This window comes from Candidatus Methanoperedens sp., assembly GCA_027460525.1.
Classification (GTDB): Archaea; Halobacteriota; Methanosarcinia; order Methanosarcinales; family Methanoperedenaceae; genus Methanoperedens.
In genome coordinates this window covers 1-17,126 of the sequence record JAPZAS010000013.1, presented here as the reverse complement: position 1 = coordinate 17,126, position 17,126 = coordinate 1, and the positions used below count along the sequence as shown (strand labels likewise).

The 17,126-nt window shown below is 42.2% G+C and carries 16 protein-coding genes; 9 read left to right on the top strand and 7 right to left on the bottom strand.

Annotated features, from left to right (window positions below):
* Positions 1–219 precede the first annotated feature (219 nt).
* From gpmI to O8C68_03925, 3 genes are all read right to left on the bottom strand, one after another.
* Positions 220–1,131: a 2,3-bisphosphoglycerate-independent phosphoglycerate mutase gene (gpmI, locus tag O8C68_03935; GenBank protein ID MCZ7394958.1), complete on the bottom strand. Its 912-nt coding sequence runs from the start codon at positions 1,129–1,131 to the stop codon at positions 220–222.
* A gap of 96 nt (positions 1,132–1,227) precedes the next feature.
* A complete protein-coding gene (locus O8C68_03930) occupies positions 1,228–2,352 on the bottom strand; it encodes a glutamine amidotransferase family protein (protein ID MCZ7394957.1) in 1,125 nt (374 codons plus the stop codon).
* Complete coding sequence (locus O8C68_03925) at positions 2,342–3,676, bottom strand: heterodisulfide reductase-related iron-sulfur binding cluster (GenBank protein MCZ7394956.1); 1,335 nt, start codon at positions 3,674–3,676, stop codon at positions 2,342–2,344. The genes O8C68_03930 and O8C68_03925 overlap by 11 nt, the downstream gene beginning before the upstream one ends.
* A 480-nt stretch (positions 3,677–4,156) precedes the next feature.
* Here O8C68_03925 and dnaG point away from each other — a divergent pair, with 480 nt between their 5' ends.
* Positions 4,157–5,452, top strand: a complete 1,296-nt coding sequence (dnaG, locus tag O8C68_03920) for a DNA primase DnaG (GenBank protein MCZ7394955.1) — start codon at positions 4,157–4,159, stop codon at positions 5,450–5,452.
* 4 nt (positions 5,453–5,456) lie between these two features.
* The gene (locus tag O8C68_03915) at positions 5,457–6,488 is read left to right on the top strand and encodes a TIGR00303 family protein (GenBank protein ID MCZ7394954.1); all 1,032 of its coding nucleotides are present in this window, start codon (positions 5,457–5,459) and stop codon (positions 6,486–6,488) included.
* 11 nt (positions 6,489–6,499) lie between these two features.
* On the opposite strand, the gene O8C68_03910 is transcribed toward O8C68_03915, so the two are convergent.
* Both O8C68_03910 and O8C68_03905 read right to left on the bottom strand, forming a co-directional pair.
* On the bottom strand, positions 6,500–8,284 hold the full coding sequence (locus O8C68_03910) for an AAA family ATPase (protein ID MCZ7394953.1): 1,785 nt from the start codon (positions 8,282–8,284) through the stop codon (positions 6,500–6,502).
* A gap of 41 nt (positions 8,285–8,325) precedes the next feature.
* Positions 8,326–8,697, bottom strand: coding sequence for a TrmB family transcriptional regulator (locus tag O8C68_03905; protein ID MCZ7394952.1), 372 nt, complete (start codon positions 8,695–8,697; stop codon positions 8,326–8,328).
* A 71-nt stretch (positions 8,698–8,768) separates the two neighbouring features.
* On the opposite strand from O8C68_03905, the gene O8C68_03900 reads away from it, so the two are divergent.
* Complete coding sequence (locus tag O8C68_03900) at positions 8,769–8,948, top strand: 4Fe-4S binding protein (GenBank protein ID MCZ7394951.1); 180 nt, start codon at positions 8,769–8,771, stop codon at positions 8,946–8,948.
* Positions 8,949–9,484: 536 nt separating this feature from the next.
* Complete coding sequence (locus tag O8C68_03895) at positions 9,485–10,846, top strand: glycosyltransferase family 39 protein (GenBank protein ID MCZ7394950.1); 1,362 nt, start codon at positions 9,485–9,487, stop codon at positions 10,844–10,846.
* 383 nt (positions 10,847–11,229) lie between these two features.
* Here O8C68_03895 and O8C68_03890 read toward each other — a convergent pair whose 3' ends face one another.
* Positions 11,230–11,604: a DUF1284 domain-containing protein gene (locus O8C68_03890; GenBank protein ID MCZ7394949.1), complete on the bottom strand. Its 375-nt coding sequence runs from the start codon at positions 11,602–11,604 to the stop codon at positions 11,230–11,232.
* 149 nt (positions 11,605–11,753) lie between these two features.
* On the opposite strand from O8C68_03890, the gene O8C68_03885 reads away from it, so the two are divergent.
* Genes O8C68_03885 through O8C68_03865 form a run of 5 tightly spaced genes read left to right on the top strand, consistent with a single transcriptional unit; the run spans position 11,754 to position 16,909 of the window.
* Positions 11,754–12,734, top strand: coding sequence for an AAA family ATPase (locus O8C68_03885; protein ID MCZ7394948.1), 981 nt, complete (start codon positions 11,754–11,756; stop codon positions 12,732–12,734).
* Complete coding sequence (locus O8C68_03880) at positions 12,731–13,186, top strand: hypothetical protein (GenBank protein ID MCZ7394947.1); 456 nt, start codon at positions 12,731–12,733, stop codon at positions 13,184–13,186. The genes O8C68_03885 and O8C68_03880 overlap by 4 nt, the downstream gene beginning before the upstream one ends.
* A gap of 15 nt (positions 13,187–13,201) precedes the next feature.
* Positions 13,202–14,557 (top strand): nicotinate phosphoribosyltransferase, encoded by a 1,356-nt coding sequence (locus tag O8C68_03875; GenBank protein ID MCZ7394946.1) that lies wholly within the window; start codon positions 13,202–13,204, stop codon positions 14,555–14,557.
* 17 nt (positions 14,558–14,574) lie between these two features.
* On the top strand, positions 14,575–15,948 hold the full coding sequence (locus O8C68_03870) for an FAD-dependent oxidoreductase (protein MCZ7394945.1): 1,374 nt from the start codon (positions 14,575–14,577) through the stop codon (positions 15,946–15,948).
* Positions 15,938–16,909 carry an ADP-ribosylglycohydrolase family protein gene (locus tag O8C68_03865; GenBank protein MCZ7394944.1) on the top strand — a complete coding sequence of 324 codons (972 nt, stop codon included), beginning with the start codon at positions 15,938–15,940 and terminating at the stop codon, positions 16,907–16,909. Before O8C68_03870 ends, O8C68_03865 begins: the two co-directional genes overlap by 11 nt.
* Before the next feature lie 25 nt (positions 16,910–16,934).
* Here O8C68_03865 and O8C68_03860 read toward each other — a convergent pair.
* Positions 16,935–17,126 (bottom strand): ISNCY family transposase (locus O8C68_03860; GenBank protein ID MCZ7394943.1); only part of this gene is annotated, 192 nt, incomplete at its 5' end.

Genomic DNA, 17,126 nt, shown 5'->3' with positions numbered 1-17,126 from the left:
GCCGTCCGCTATGGAATTGGAATCTCCTCTCTTCTCAAAGCCAACCGGATTCCCGATCCCCATCGTTTGAAAGTGGGCTCTTCACTGGTTATTCCGGCCAATTAATTTTTCAAGACCGCGACTTTCCACTGTAAAGATCTCAAGACCCTTGCAGGCCGGGCCTTCATGTTTCTTTCCTAAGTGGATCGTAATGGAAGATTTCCTGCAGCCCGGAGGCTGTCAGTCTCCCAGCAAAGATTCGCCTGTCATTTCCTGGGGCAATGGGAGGCCTGCGAGCTTGAGGATGGTGGGAGCAACATCGGCAAGGATTCCTTCCGTCCTGATCGGTCGGCCCCGTGCAGAATCGCCGACGATGATACAGGGGACCTTGTTGGACGTGTGTGCTGTGTGGGGCCCTCCGGTTTCGGGATCAATCATACACTCGGCATTGCCGTGATCGGCGGTGATGATAGCGTTTCCGCCAATCCGGGAGAGCGCTGCGATAACTCTGCCGAGTTGTTTGTCCACGGTCTCACACGCCTTAATTGCAGCCGGAATAACCCCGGTGTGGCCCACCATATCCAGATTTGCATAATTGAGGATGATCAGGTCGAAACGAGAAGAGTCGATCTGAGAGAGAACGGCATCGGTCAAAGGAATCGCACTCATCTCCGGCTTGTGGTCATAAGTGGGCACATCTCTTGGAGATGGAATGAGGATCCTTTCCTCGTTCTCGAAAGGTTTCTCACGGCCGCCGCTGAAAAAATAGGTGACGTGGGCGTACTTTTCCGTTTCGGCAATCCGCAGCTGTCGGTACCCGAGACGCGAGTAGTGTTCGCCCAGCGTTTGGGTGAGGTTTTCGGGAGGAAAGACTACCGGGTAGGGAAATGTGGCATCATATTCGGTCATGGTGACAAAGCCGAGTAGAGCAGGTGGGTCTTTCCGCTCAAATTCCGCAAAGCGTGGATCGGCCAATGCCCGGGTGAGTTGCCGTGCTCGGTCCGCGCGGAAATTCGCAAAGATAACCGCATCACCACTCCGGATGGATCCTTGGGGCTTCCCGTTTCCATCGACAACGACGGTAGGGGTTACGAACTCGTCATTCTCACCCTCCTGGTAGGTGATTCGGCGTGACTTTGTCCTTAAATTCAATCGCGTTGAAACTGCAGTTTATCACACAGCGCTTGCACCTCCGGCACCTTTCATGGTCAACGTTCACGGTGAACTCTGCAGGAAGCTGTGATTCCATCATTCCACCTCCGTTTTCAGGGTGCCAATCACAGCCGTGCCTGCCCTCGGGCTCCACACCTCATCAAGGTCGGGAGCGATTTCCCGTATTGCCGATTCTTCGGATGCCATGTAGAGCATGTCGTCCTTTCGTGCTGCAGTCATGGGGCGAAGTTTTATCCTGTCGTTTAAGCCTATCATGCCGTTGCTGTGACCGAGGATTATGCTGAATGGGCCATTTAAAAGCGTACTTCCATATACCTGCCTGATTGCTGTGGAAATTTTTTTTTGCTCAGGCTCCATGCGGTCTATGTCTTTCCAGAACGGCGAGGCAAGTGCCGTAACAGCTTTTTCTATCGGAAGCTTATGCCTTCTCACAAGCAGGTCAAAAAGATATGCAATAACTTCGGTATCAGTCCGCAGTTCAAGCTTGTACCCGAACATCTCAAGGTAGCGCTTGTTAATTCCATACGATGAAATCTCGCCATTGTGCACCACAGACCAGTCAAGGAGCGTAAATGGATGAGCCCCTCCCCACCAGCCGGGCGTATTGGTGGGGAACCTGCCGTGGGCTGTCCAGATATACGCGCTGTAATCCTCCAGTTTATAGAACTTGCCGATATTTTCGGGGTATCCCACGCCTTTGAAGGCACCCATGTTCTTTCCGCTTGATGCCACAAATGCACCTTCTATCTCTGAGTTTATCCTCATGACGATCTTCATGACATAATCCCGTTCTGAGAGGAACTCAAGCTTGTTCTCAGGCACCTCAAGGAAGTATCTCCAGAGTATAGGGGGATTTGATACCCCGTCCTCCTTGTGTGTGGGAATGGGTTCATCCGTATCAACGTTGAAGACATCCTTGAAGAATTCTTCAGTGGCCTCTTTTGCTGCCATGTTATCGTACATCATGTGGAAAGCATACTGATGTTTTCGTTTCGGATAAATACCATAGGCCGCGAAACCTCCTCCAAGCCCGTTTGAGCGGTCGTGCATGCAGGCGATGGATTTTAGTATCACACTGCCGCCAATGCGTCTGCCTTCTTCACTCATCAGTCCGGAAATCGCACACCCGGATGGTATTTTTTGATGAACGCGTCTATATGGATTGATTTCCCTCGAGTTCATCAAATTATCACACTTCATTTTCTTCTCCTTTTACTATTAGCAATAATTTTTTTAATTCCTCTCCCCCGCTCTTTGGAGGCTCAGGAAGTTTCAGTTTCTTTCTAACAGATGTGGGCTCGCCCAGTCTCCCTTCCTTCCTGAACATCTCGATACTTGCGGCAAAGCCTTTCGGCCCCTTTCCTTTTTCAAGCGCCAGTTGCTTTAGCTTATCAAATACCTTGTTCATTCCCATTTTCTGCGGGCAGAGTTCATAGCAGGTATAGCAATCCACACACCGCCATATATTGTGGGAGTCGATTACAGCCTCAAGCTCTCCAGACAGCAACCTGCCTATAATCTCATTGGGATTGAATTCAGGGGTTATCTTCACAACAGGACAATCGTTAACGCATGCTCCGCACTCGTAGCATTTGCGAATAGAGGGCAGGTCAAATACCTCTTTGAGCGTTTTTAGATATTTGTATCTTGAATCCCACTTGGACAGGAACTCTGCGGCGTCTATCCTGTGCATGTCCATCCCGAGCTCGTCAGGCGTGAAGCCCATGGCAAGACCAACTAATTCGGGGTAGTAGAGCACGGGCACATGGAGTTTTTCTCCGCTTTTCTGCATCAGGTATTGCCTGGAATCGTACTGCATGAAGCACGAGGGGCAGGTGAGCGAAATGGCATCTGCTTTTTTTGTGACCTCAAGTAATTTCATGCGTGCAAGGGCTGTGGCTTCATCGGGTTCGTCAGCGGCATTCAGATTCCCGCCGCAGCATAACATCTTGGTCTCATATTCTATGCTCTTTGCTCCAAGGGCTTCTATCAATGCATCGAACTTTTTTGGTTTATTCGGGTCGTCAAAGAATATGGAAGAGCTTGGGCGGAGCATGTGGCAGCCTGCATGCGCTGCGATTTTCATGCCGTCAAATGGCTTGATGATGTGCTGTTTTATTTTAGGGATGCCTATTTCATCATGCAGTACTTCAACAAGATGCTTTACCTCTATGGTTCCCTTATATTCCAGATCAGCAGATGATAGTATGTTATTCACCTGCTCGCGAAGAAGGGGATTTACCCGCAGTTCAACCTCCACGGATTTCAATGTGCTGTAGCATCCGTTGCATGGAATGAGTAAATCGTGCCCGGCTTTTTCCGCAAGGGCGAGGTTTCTGGCTGCTGTGACGTACCATGCCATGTCTCCCAGTGGCTTGACTATGCTTTTTGTGGGGCAGCAGGTCGCGCCGGGAAGGTCGTGCAGAACACAGCCGAGCCTGGATAAAACGAGCCGTGTTGACTTTTCCATGAAAGGAAAACGTGCCGGGATGATGCAACCTAAGAATAACGTATATTCTGGCATTTTTTTCTCTCGTTGGGGAAGCCGACGATAGCTCCAATAGTATTTAAAATTAACTCCGAAATAGGTATCTTACCTACGGTATTCTATAATACTGCTGATTAAAATACTTTTCCTGAGTATAAGAAAATCGATTTAAAAAAAATGAAACATCCAGGTGAATACTATTTTCAGACCACAATGTTTTTAAGGTAATTCATACAATAAGAGTAGTGCATGCATGGATGCAACATAATAACATCCATGCAAATGATCATCCAAAGAAAAGTAGTTAGGATTAGATATTCACAATTACATGGGGGTCACAAACACTAATTGTGACCTGATAAATCAATGTTACTTGTTATTTCCGGTTTGAAATGTAAAATAAACAGACTGAAACTAGTACACAATTTATTAGTTTCAGGATAAAGACGTCAAAGATAGCCTTGTCTCAACCGATGAAACTCTTTTTCTAACACTGTTCTTAGGGAGGCAATAAACATGCAAAATTCAGATACAACAAAATATATTATTCATGCTACAATAAAAGCAGACGGAGTCATTGAACGACCGGACGTTGTTGGGGCGATATTCGGACAGACAGAAGGTCTAATAGGCAGTGACCTTGACCTCAGGGAATTGCAGAAGAGCGGGAGAATAGGAAGGCTTGAGGTCAATATTAAATCAAACATGGGCAAATCAACGGGAACTATAGAAATACCCTCAAGTCTTGATAAGGTTGAAACAGCAGTCCTTGCCGCCAGCCTTGAAACTATTGACAGGATTGGTCCCTGCATTTCAAACATCAGTGTGTCAAAAATAGAAGATGTAAGGTCTTCAAAAAGAAAACAGGTAGTAGACCGCGCAAAGCAGATTCTTACTGCGATGTTCGATGAGATGCTCCCCGAAAGCCAGGAAATCGTAGATGAAGTGAGGCAGTCGGTCAGAATAGAGGAGATGACCACGTACGGAAAGGATAATATCCCGATGGGACCCAATGTGCTTGAATCGGATGCCATAATCGTGGTTGAGGGTCGTGCGGATGTGCTGAACCTTCTAAGGTACGGCATTAAGAACTCCATCGCAGTTGGCGGTACCAACGTGCCACAGGCAGTGATGGATCTATGCAGGAAAAAGACCGTTACGGCTTTTACCGACGGCGACAGGGGGGGAGAGCTGATTATAAAAGAACTTCTCCAGGTTGCAGACATTGATTACATTGCGCGCGCCCCTGATGGGAAGGGTGTTGAAGAGCTTGTCCAGAAAGAGATTGTGAAATCGTTAAGGCAGAAAATACCTGTAGAGCAGGCACTTGATTATTATCAGGTCGGCAAGAAGAGAAGACTTGCCATCGTGGCTGCAACACGGAAAAAGACAGCCGGAAAGGGAGTATCCGAGGTTCCTGAAGAGAATGAAATGAAACCTGCCAAGGAAGAGCTTGCAGAGTTTGAAGCTGTAGAAGCTGAAAAACCCAGGGTAAGGGAAGAACCGAAAGAAGAGAAGGAGATTAAAGAAAGTCCTTTCCAGGAACATATAACTCAATTGAAGGGCACGCTCAGCGCGAGGCTCATCGATGAACAAAATAACACCATAAGCGAAGTGCCTGTCCGCGACTTAGCATCTGCATTAAAGGACTCAAACGGCAATGTCAAGAGCGTTGTATTTGATGGGGTGATAACCCAGCGAATCGTGGACATTGCAGCAGAAAAAGGAATAGAAAACATGATAGGTGCAAAAATGGGAAGCCTTGTAAAAACTCCGGTTTCTATTCATATTGAAACATCAAGTGAATTATAATTAGATGTGGGTTAAACCTTACCCGGATTTCAGCCCCGAAAAACCATTGTTCGTATGCATCCTTGCTAATACAGAGACTGCCAAGATCCCGAATATATCCGCGGCAGGAAAATCCCCGGAGCTTACAGACTATACTCCAGCAGCGGATGCCGAGCTTGTGGAAACTGGTAACGCCATAAGTATCAGCGAGCCTGCAATGACACCCTCGGGTGCCCCGACGCCAGCGGTTTTGACGAGGGCGGCAATGCTGCTCACGGGGATTCCATGTCTTTTTATCAACTCAGGGCTGCGCATCCGTCCAAAGGTGCCTACATTGGATATTAACGCCCAGCCCGGCGGGGATATTCGAAAACCACATGCCGTTGCGGATGCTCTGGATATTTATAAAAAATGTCAGGCGCTCGGAAAAAAGCTGGCAAAATTTTCTGATTTTGTAATAATAGGCGAAAGTGTGCCTGGCGGAACTACCACTGCCCTCGGGGTGATGAAAGCCCTTGGGTATGATGGTAAAGTTTCCTCCAGTTTTCCGCAAAACCCCCTTAACCTTAAAAACTCGGTGGTATCGGAAGGGATGAAGCGTGCAGGAATAACATTCGGAAGTTTAAGAAACCAGCCTCTCCTCGCCGTTGAGTGTCTCGGCGATCCCATGATGGCGGCGGCAGCGGGACTCGTGGACGGGCTTGACACAAAGACGCTCCTTGCAGGAGGAACGCAGATGGTCTCGGTTCTTGGCATAATTAAACATCTTGACCTCAAGAGGGATGTTTCAATCGCAACTACCTGTTACGTTGCCAACGACCCAAGCGCCAATTTCAGGGAAATGACCGATGTTCTTGGCTACGAGGCATTTGCAGCCGACCCGGGCTTTGGAAATTCGAGGTTCCCGGGGCTTCGGATGTACGAGAAGGGCGATGTGAAGGAAGGAGTAGGGGCAGGAGGCGCCATGTTTGCTGCGGCGATGATGGGTTTTTCGCAGAAAGAATTCAGGGAAAAAACGGAAGAAGTGTGCCGGGATATTTTCGGTGTTATTTCATAATAAAGATCACTTTATTTAATTTTTTCTTTTACTTTATTCATAATTTGTAAAATTTCATCAGGAATTTTATCAATATGATTAACAAGATAGGCTTTTGTTTGTTCATTTGGCTTCGATAAATTAAGTTTCCTAAAAATATTATCCAGTTTTTCTTTCCCGCCACTCTTCGAGGTTTCAATTACTTTTTCTACCTCACCAATATCTTTGCCTGTCAGTTTTGATATTGCTATAGGGTCAATAAGGTAATCTTCTATTTCTTTTTCGGATAAAACATGGAATTCCTTGGTGGAAAAATATTGCTTTAATCTTTCTTCTTTTTCTTTCTTTCTATTGTCTGAATCTTCTATAATCATGAAGGGAATAGGCAATCTAATTTTTTCAAATAATTTACCTGCTACTATAAGTCTCTCAAATCCTCCTCCATTTCCATCTCCACAACTTACAATACTAATCTTTTGCTCTTTAGGATTCATTCCATTTTTAATGAAAAATTGAGTCCAAATTTCGAAATCGTCTCTTCCACTAATCAGGAATACAAAAGAAGGAGTATGAGTCATCAAAATCCAACTTGCAGGAACACCTGCCTGAGCCATTATTTCGTCTACTTTGGAGAACTCCTTTAATGCTACTATTTCAGTTTTGCCTGCATTTTTTATTACGACAAATAAATTCTCATAAGGTACATTATCGATGAGTATTGTGGAATGGGTTGTTAAAATAAACTGCTTATCATCTTCTACTGAGATTTCATCGATTAGAGACATAAACTTAGAAATAGCATCTCCATGAAGATGCGATCCAGGTTCCTCAATAACTAATAAACTTCCTTTAGGAGTTGAATGAAGTAATGTAAGTAGGTAGATAATTTCTTTAGTCCCAGAAGATACATTTTTCCACATAAATTCTGTTCTGTCAAATGGATGCTCTTTTATAGAGAGATATACTTCCTGTGACCCTTCTCTTAATGGTACACGGATTTCTATAATCTCGTCAATTATGTCTTTTACACTTTGCACTATTCTATCAAAAATTTCTCTATTTGAAGATGCCAAAGTATTCAAAAGTTGAGGTAAATTCTTTGCGTCTGGATTCAGCCGATAATCTCCTCGAATATTTGCTATTTCAGGGCTTTCTCTAACAGGATTTAATTTTCTAAATAATTCAAAATAATCGCTAACCATCAACAATAATTTCATTTCCGGTGTGATTTGTCCGTATCTGGTTATAGAATATAAAAGAGAATAAGGTGGGGATCTTCCCCCAATCGATACCAAATTCCAGTCTCCTTTTTTATAACCATCCGCAAAACTTTTAATAATTTTTAGAGAATGCATGCCTGTTTTTTCATCCCTAATATTCCCAGAATATAGAATTTCTTGTTCTTTAAAATAAATATAGAGTACATCTTGAATTAATTGTTCAGGGAAAGATAGTTTGATTTTATATCTTATTATATCAGAAATATTATTTTTAAATTCTTCAAATGAAATATCTTGGAGTGACAAATTAGAGAATAAAAAATTCTTATCTTCTTCCGAGAGGCGAATTTCAAGAGATAATATTATTTCATTTTGGACATCTTTACCAAAGACAACTTCTTGATAACCTCCACGAGATGTTAATACATTTACAATATTTTGGTTAAGTGCAATTTCAGAAAGAAACAGCAGAGCATCGATTACATTTGACTTTCCTACAGTGTTTTTTCCGATTAGAATATTGAAATTTCCATTGAGATTTAAATCAATATTTTTAATGCTTTTATAATTCTCTATGTGGAGTTTTTCTATTTTCATATATTTGTCCAGCTATAGGTAGTTGGGGATAATATTACAATCTATTTCATAATATCCTTATCGATCTGAGCTACAAGCTTCTTCATTTTATCATACCATGCATCGATGTTCCCCTGAACCATCTCTTTCATCCTGGAAGGAGAGAGGGCAATGTAGTCATAGTAGTAGCCGCCAGCACTGATGGTTCTGGTTTCGCGATGCACAAGCCCGCATGCCATTAAATTCTGGAGCGAACGATAAGCTGTGCTCCGTTCCCTTTTTAAAATTTCTCCAAGGTGTTCTGCAGTCATCGGTCCTTTAGTAACAAGTACCTTGTAAGCCTCAATGTCAATATTCTTTAGCCCCAGGATGCACTTTGCGGTATCCTCGCATTTGAAATCTCCTCGGATCATTTCGGGAATTGATCTTGGCATAACAATCCATGTTTTGCAGAATTTAGACAAAACCTATCTATACATATGAGCATAAATAGCTTCTCAAATCGATGAACAGTTCTATAACAGTACTTGGGTGCATGAAATGCGGCAGGTGTGATAGCGCATGTGATAGCGGAGCGCTATCCCGCCTCGATGGTATTACAAGGATAAATCACGATAAGTGCACCCAATGTCTGCGCTGCGTTATAGTTTGCCCGAATAAAGCCCTCAGGCTTCTTGACGTATAGGAATTTATAAACCGCAGATGAAAAAACTTATGAAAGTTTTATCGGGTATGCTTCGCATACCCCAACACTGCGTAAACCGAAGTCTCGGTTTATGAACGCCCCGAGTCGCGCCTCAGGAGGGCACGATGTCGCAATGATTGCCGAAGGGCATCATCTGTAAAACCTGCAGCGAAATGGATATCGAGATAATAGAGATAGCAGTTAACCCCGGTTTAAAAGTTAAATTGACGCCTCAGCCAGAGAGAGCATTATGTTTAAATATAGTAACATAATTTAATGCCTACTGAAAAGGTGAACAGTTTTCCATGGACTCAAGTTCTTATTCTGATCGAAAAAATAAGAAAAGAAATAAGAAAATTGTTGAAGTTGAAATGAACTGCGATACGACCTCGACAATACGTAATCCTTGCGTGACAGACCAGAATCACAGATTATTTACTATCATTCTAGTTACCATAATTCTGTTATCTTCGATACTTAGAATAATATATTTGGATAATAAAAGTTTATGGTTGGATGAAGCCACCAACGTATTGATGGCTGAAAAGAATATAGCCACATGGACTTTTGGCGAACCTCCTCTGTATTATTTGGTATTACATTTTACACTTGCAATTGGAAAAAGCGAGACAATTATTAGATTTCCATCAGTGATTTTTGGAATACTATCAGTTTTTATGATTTATAAAATTGGTACATTATTGTATAATAAGAAAGAAGGGTTGGTGAGTGCCTTTCTACTCGCAATATCTCCAACATCTATAATATTTTCACAGGATGCTAAAAATTATTCGTTGTTTATTTTCCTTTCAATGGCTACTATTTATTTCTTTTTAAAAATGGAGGAAAAGCCCACCAATGGTAATAAAATTCTTTTTCTGATATCATTGATTTTGAGTTTTTATAATCATTATTTTACAGTAATACTCCTGGCTGCAATTATAATATTTAAAATATGGAAATCTCATAAAAACATTAAAGATTTATTTAATTTTTTTTTATTGATAGGTATTTTTTTACTATTTATAATTCCGATTCTCCAACAATTTATATCACAAGTGACAATAAGATCAGGATCGTCATATATTAATTTTGTGTATCAAACTCATCTTACGAACCAATTTATGAGAGAGATATTTACTTTTTTAATCATGCACGAATTCGTAGGTGATAATAACATCATCTATTATTTGTATTTGGGGTTATTATTATATGGCACATTATCTTCATTCGATTTCCTTCGTTTTTCAAGAAATTCTGACACATTTACTCTTCATGAAAAGAACATAATCTTCTTAGTAATTTGGTTATTTATACCAATAGCATTTTCAGCAATTCTAACTAATATTATTTCAAATCTCTATATAAGATATATTTCATTCACATTACCAGCATTTCTCTTGATATCGTCTCATGGAATTGTTACAATTCCAAACGGAATAATTAGTATCATTAATAGAGTTAGGAAAAAGGTTGATTTAACTAAATTTTATCTATTGATCGTTATATTGATTATTATTGTTGTTGTACTATCAACTTATCCAATTTTAAACCATTGGTATAAATCTGAGAATTATGATTGGAAAGGAGCATCAAAATTTCTTGAAAAAAATGCAGAGAAAAATAGCAATATAATTTTGATTCCAGGTTATAATAGTGGTCCTTTTAAATTTTATTATAAGAGCAACGATACAAATGTTATAGAATATTCTCCTACTTATGATTTAAAAAGACTTTTATATCAAAATTATACATATATAGTAGTAACTGATGATGTAAATGCTCTGGGGCCATCTGAAGTTTTTAAAATAACGCAATTTATATCCGAAGATATGGAAATTGATAATGAATTTAGTGGTGGTATATCAATCTATAGAAATCGTACAAGTTTTGTATAGTCGAATTTGTAACTGCAAAATTTCCATAGGAAAAAAGGACAAATTGGTGAATTTATCTCTTATCGCTATTGACATTTCAAAGTGATCATTCTTGTTTGCTGATGTATACACCCAGAAGTCAAACTCCTCATTTTTCATACAAAGTCGATTCTATGAAATATTATAGTTCGGAGAACGAGATAAGAACCTCCATCATACCAATTCCCTGCCCCTTTTATTTCATTTATGGCCAGATCCAAAAAAGAACTTTTCAGCCCCCTCAGCACGCTCGTTTATAGCGCATCCATAAGGCGATAGACACCACCGATGCGAAGCAGCGGCGCAGTTACAAGATGAAGGAGGTGGCTGTTTGTTTTTTATTCTTATTTATTGAAGCCCCAAATTTAACCAAAACACACCTTCAGGTATCTGCAATCCGCACAGAATTGGGCTTTCCAATCCTCTATAATTCCAGGTAATTTAGCAGAAATGGTTTTCCATGATATTATCTCGCCTTGTTTATACCCAAGGAGTCTCAGGGCTTCTTTATCCTGAAAAAGGATTTTTTCATTGGTATATTCATTATCTGCGCATTTATTCTCTATCAGGTAGGGGCATCGTTTGCAAACCTCGTCAGGTCCTGCTACCACTTCCACTTTTTGTTTTCTGATGACTGAATGAATGTTCTTAATAAAATCCTCTGAATAGCCCTCACCCCTGAAAAAATTAAGGCATATCAGGTGATGACCTCTGAGTTTTGCTTTCATGGAAGCTGGCATTTTATCCATAGTCGAGTTCCAAGTGTATTAATGTTGTTGTAAAATAAACCGAGTAACAGAATATTTGAAGATGGAGAAAGATAATATTATGGATTAAAACTATAAATTGGTTAAATAATTAATATGGTGGTAAAGAAAAGGAGAGTAAAATGATTGAAAACCTGGAAATAAAGAATTTCAAGTCCATTAAGCATCTAAAGCTGGAATGTAAAAGGGTTAATGTTTTTATAGGCAAGCCTAATACTGGAAAGTCAAATATTCTGGAAAGTGTCGGTATTTTTTCTTTTCCATACGAGAGCCCTCATGGTGGAATTGGTCTTAAAAAAATTGTCCGATTTGTGAATACTACTAATTTATTTTATGATAATAATTTAGATGACAAAATAGAAATATTTGCTGATGATAAATATTATGAGATAAAATATGAAGGGGGGAGGTTTGTAGGAACTGGCGGCGATAAAGAGAAAAAAGATTTCCGCTTTGATTTTAATTTAGATTACGATGGTAGCGGGAGTGGAGGAAGTTCCAGCTTCTCGCCATTTAAATTTTATAAGTTTGCAGTAATGGAAACATTCCCAAGAAGAGAGTCTGATTTTCTTCTGCCTCTAAACGGAGAAAACCTCCAATCAATTCTCTTAACAAATAAGGCTTTAAGAAAAACAGTGGCTAATATACTTAATGAATTCGGGCTCAGAATTGTTTTAAAACTCCAAGAAGGTAAAATAGAAGTCCAAAAAGAGGTGGAGGATGTAATAATCTCGTATCCTTACTCATTAATTTCCGATACTTTGCAGAGAGTGGTTTTTTATCTTGTAGCAATTGAGACAAATAAAGATTCTATAATTATTTTTGAAGAACCAGAAGCTCATGCTTTTCCATATTATACTAAATTTCTCGCTGAAAGAATAGCTCTGGATAAAACTAATCAGTATTTCATCTCTACACATAACCCTTATATTCTCTCATCGATTTTAGAAAAAACTCCTATGAAGGATATTGGTATTTTCATAACGTATTATGAAGATTACCAGACCAAGGTTAAACCAATCACGGAAGAAGAGATGCCGTTGATATTGGATCTTGACGCAAGTATATTCTTTAATCTAGATAAATTCCTGGAATCAAAATGATTTATCTGGAGTGCAATACCGATGAAGCTCTGGTCAGAGCTATGGGAGTTCACAGGAATGAGATATTTCATTCTGGCAATAAAGGCAATGTCTGCAAGAATTTAGCTAAAAAGCAAAAATCCATTGGTTTGGTAGATGAAGACCCATTCAGTGCGCAACCTAGCTATATTGGAAAATTGAAAATCGAATCAAATAAAGATGATATCAAACTATTGTATGATAAAAATGCTCAAAATAATCTGATCGTTTTATGCCCAAGATTAGAAGATTGGATTTTGAAAGCGGCTAAAGAAGCAAGAGTGAATGTGAAAGACTACAGCTTGCCAGATGATGCTGATGAATTTCATAAAATTATCAATACAAAACTCGAAAAATTTGTTCATCTAATAGAAGATATCAAGAAAAGAAGTAAAAAGCTAAAAACCTTAGAAAAACTAATTAAAAGTAAATAATAAGCAGATATTAATATGACCGAGGCACTCAGAACCGACCTTTACCAGCTTACCATGATGCAGGCATACTGGAGCTCGGGGCATAATCCTGAGGCAACCTTCGACTATTTTGTCAGGAAAATACCCTTCGGCTCATACCTTGTGACAGCGGGATTAACCTATGTTCTGGATTATATCGAGAGCCTGAAGTTTGAGGATGATGACGTCGAATACCTTCTAAGTCAGGGCTTTGATGAAGGGTTCACGGATTTCCTTCTGGGCTTTAGATTCACAGGCGATATGCTTGCCATGCCAGAAGGAAGCATTGCTTTTCCACTTGAACCGATAATCAGGGTAACGGCTCCGATAATCGAAGCACAGCTTGTAGAGACCTTCATACTCAACAAGATGAACTTCTCAACGTTGATAGCCACCAAAGCCTCGCGCGTCGTGCATGCCGCAAGAGGAAGGGCGATTGCAGAGTTCGGCTTGCGCAGGGCGCAGGGCGACGGGCATCTTGAGGCTACACGCGCAACGTATATAGGCGGATGCGCTTCCACGTCCAATGTACTTGCGGGCATGAAACTTGGAATCCCGGTTTCTGGAACAATGGCGCATTCATTCGTAACAAGCTTTGACCATGAGATTGACTCCTTCCGTGCCTATGCCTACGCTTTCCCGAAAAAATGTTTTCTGCTCATAGACACCTATAACAGCATAGAAGGAGCGAAAAAAGCAGTTATCGTTGGAAAGGAGCTTGAAAAGAAAGGTGAGAAGCTTCTTGGCGTCAGGCTTGACAGCGGGGATCTAAGCGAGCTCTCAAAGCATGTCAGAAATATACTTGACGAAGCGGGTCTTGGTTACGTGAAAATAGTGGCAAGCGGAGACCTCAATGAATGGAAAATAGATGAACTCATGAAAAAAGGCGCAACAATAGATATGTTCGGCGTCGGCACCGAGCTCATCACAGGCAGACCCACTCCAGCCCTTGACGGGATATACAAGCTCTCTGATATTGTGGAGCAGGGAAAACATCTTCCCAAGATGAAGCTTTCAGAGGAGACGGTGAAAGCCACGCTTCCGGGGAAAAAAATTGTCTGGCGAACCTTTGAAAACGGGAAATTCAAAAAGGATGTTATATCGCTGGAAGACGAAGTAATTGACAATGCAGTGCCTTTACTGGAAAAGGCTGTTAAGAATGGGAAAATCGTCTGCAAAAGACCCACACTTTCTGAGATAAGGCAGAAAGCAAATCAAAACTTCTCAAATTTACCTGATATATACAAGAAACTGGAAGGTGCTTCCCTGTATCCTGTTGAATTCAGCCTGGGATTGATAGCTCTTCGAGAAACCATTGTTGAGAAAATAAGAAAGGAAGAAATCAGAGCTTAGAGGGGCAGAGGCGTGCTATGGCAAAAAATACTCCAGGGCTTGTTATAATCGGCAGCGGCTCAGGTGGTCTTCCCGTGGCGTCGGAGTTAAAGAAACACGGTGCAAACTACGAAATCAAGGTATTTACCCGCGATACCGATATTGCTTATTCCCCCTGCGGCATCCCGTTTGTGCTGGGAGGTGATATTCCGTCTTTTGATGATCTTTTAATGGAAAAGAAGGTGCATTATACAGAGATGGGTATAGAAATCAGGGATGGAGTCGAGGTGACACGGATCGACACCGACAACAACAGGATTTTTGTGGGCAGCGAAGAGGTGGAGTATGACTTTCTCGTCATCGCAACGGGCACCTTCCACTCCGCACTGGCTATTGAAGATGGAGGGCTTGGCGGGGTTTTCTCTGCACATACCAAAACCCTGAGAGCTGCAAAAGAGCTGGATGCATATTTAAGAACACAAGGAGCAGGAAATGCCGTCATACTGGGGTCAGGCTCAATTGATCTTGAAATGGCCGTGGCATGCTTGAAAAGAGGGATGAAGGTTACGGTTGTTGAAAAGAGAGCCCAATTACTCCAGGACTGGCTGGATGTGGAAATGGCAGATGTTGTACGAGCGCACCTTGAAGGGCTGGGTATCAGGGTTATTACAGGGAAAAAAGCCAGGAGAATCAAAGGAGACGTGAATGGCAAGGCAGCCTCGGTCGAATTCGGAGAAGAATCTATAGAAGCCCAGGTTGTCTTCCAAGGCACGACTTTTAAGCCATATGTCAGGCTTGCATTAGAAGATGGAATCGAGGTTTCAGAGCACGGGATTGTCATAGACGAGGCATGCCGGGTTAAAAAGGCAGGTCACATCCTTCCGAACGTGTTTGCCTCCGGAGCATGCACGCAGGCAATTGATATTGTGACTGGCAGAGCTGATTTCTTTTTCCGGGCATCCTCCTCGATTAAGAAAGCATGGGTCATAGCAGACAGGCTGATGGGAAGGATGAGTATTTTGAAACCCCAGGTCAATCCCATGGTTACCGTGCTCGGGGGTCTTCACATAGGATGCGTTGGCATCAACTCCCAAAAAGCTGCTGCGCACGGCATCAGGGTTATAGCCGGCAGTGCTCTTGGCATAAGTAATTCAAGATATTATACTGGAGGAAGGACCATCCACATGAGGCTGATTTTTGAAGATGGTTCGAACAGGTTGATCGGAGGGCAGGTAATATCCCGAGAACGCGGCGTCAAAGAGAGAATAGACGCGCTGGGGATGGCTATCTGCTGCGGTCTGACCACTGAAGAGCTCTCTGGACTTGAAACCTCCTACTCTCCTCCTGTGGCGCATCTTACAGATGTGATGACAGAAGCTGCCCGGGACGTCAAAAGGGACAATGAAGCTTGAAGAATTAAGTAAATATACCGGCTGCATGCTCGGCGCTGCCATGGGAGATGCGCTTGGGAAACAGAACGAAGGGCAAAGCAGAGAGGATATTCTGAGCAGGGGATATGTCACGGATTACGGCACAGCACAAGTCGGATGCCCGGGATGGAAACTCAGAGCCGGTCAATACACGGATGACACGGAACAGATGATGGTTCTTGCGCAGTCAATTATCAAGTGCGGTGGATTCAATGCTTGGGACTTCGCGGCAAGAGTAGCGAAGTGGGGTGAGGATGCCCTGAACGACCCGGCAAGGAAATCGCTAATCGGGCCTTCAAGTTCCCGGGCTTTGGAAAGATTGAATTCAGGCACAAGCTGGAAAGAGTCGGGGAGTGATATTCCATCATGCGGCTCTGCCATGAGGGCTGCGCCTATCGGGCTTTTCTATGATGACATTGAGGAAGTCGAGGAAAATGCAGCTCTTTCATCCATCCCGACGCACAGAAGCAAAGCTGCCGTTGCGGGCGCGGTAGCGGTGGCAGTGGGGGTCAGATGCGCACTTAACGGGATGGAGCGCTTAGAGATCGCAAAGCAAACTTCTGCCAGGGCAATAAATTATGATATGGAACTTGGGAAAAGGATTGAGCTTTCCTGCAGGTTAATAACCCAAGAGCCCGGGGAAGTATTTGCTAAGCTTGGAACTTCATGTCTGGTATATGAAACCGTGCCGAGCGCATTTTACTGTTTCTTGAGGCACTTTGAATCTCCTGAAAATGCAATAATCGAAGCTGTAAACGCAGGCGGGGACACAGATTCCATAGCCTGTATAACGGGTGCGCTGTGCGGAGCGCTCCACGGCATCGGGTCTTTTCCCAAGATGTGGATAAAAGGGCTTGAGAATAAAGAAGCGATTGAACAGCTTGCTTATATGATTTTCAAAAAATCAGTTATATCCAACAACCAGTTATCTAAAAAAAAATAAAAGTTTGACCGGCTGTGGGACAGAATTAAGTCGGGTACAAGTTTAGCAAATTGTGCCAGACGCCAGTGCAAAATAAAGCAGTTTCAATTCTATCATCCCTTTTTTGTCCCACCGTCCATCCAAAACACCTCTTATCCGCTGAAAATCCAGATTCAGAATTATTTCGGAGAAAATATTGTCCAAGGTAAATAATCGTATTATCTATAAACTCCTCCAT